The following is an 815-nucleotide window of genomic DNA, read 5'->3' on the forward strand; positions in this document are numbered from 1 at the left end:
CCTAGCAACACAACCCGGGACTCCAACCCCTTGGCTCGCAGAACGACGTGGCTGCGATCCGACTTGCCAGGAGGGGCGCGCCCTGCAAAGAGGGGTACCTCGGTCGGGCCCGGGCCGAGAGGGGAACCGGGCTATAACGGCCGGAGCCGCCTCCGAGGGGGAGGCTCCGACCCACCTTCCCGGAACCTTTCAGACCCAGTCGCCGACCGACGTTGACGCGCGCCCGAGAGAAGTGCGACGGCCGGGAGGGACGGGCCCGGGGCGGCGGTCCGTTCGGATCCGCGCGCCTCGGGTGGGCCCGGCCGGCCGGCTGAATCTCGGAGGGCGCATTGCTGAGTCCATTCGTTTCCCTTCGGACGGTTTCACGTACTCTTTAACTCTCTTTTCAAAGTTCTTTTCATCTTTCCCTCACGGTACTTGTTCGCTATCGGTCTCGCGCCGGTATTTAGCTTTAGATGGAGTTTACCACCCGTTTTGGGCTGCAATCCCAAACAACCCGACTCTTGGAAAGCGCATCGTGGCCGGCCGGCGGCGCCACAGACGGGGTTGTCACCCTCTGCGACGTGCCGTTCCAAGCAACTTAGGCGCGGCCGGTCCGGCTAGAAGGCGCTTCTCGCAACTACAAGTCGCCGGCGCAGGCGCCGGAGATTTCAAATTTGAGCGTTTCCCGCTTCACTCGCCGTTACTGGGGGAATCCTTGTTAGTTTCTTTTCCTCCGCTTATTAATATGCTTAAATTCAGCGGGTGGCCTCGCCAAGTCGGCGGCCAAGGCGGTCTTAGCAAGACAACATGGTAATTCAACTCCTCGGCTCCCA

At 61.7% G+C, this 815-nt stretch carries 1 rRNA gene; it reads right to left on the reverse strand.

The window, feature by feature from the left end:
• Positions 1-353: 353 nt before the first annotated feature.
• Positions 354-815, reverse strand: a 23S ribosomal RNA gene (locus tag ACYQ78_RS39225); the annotation flags it as partial.

The sequence above is a fragment of the Herbidospora sp. RD11066 genome, from assembly GCF_054661255.1.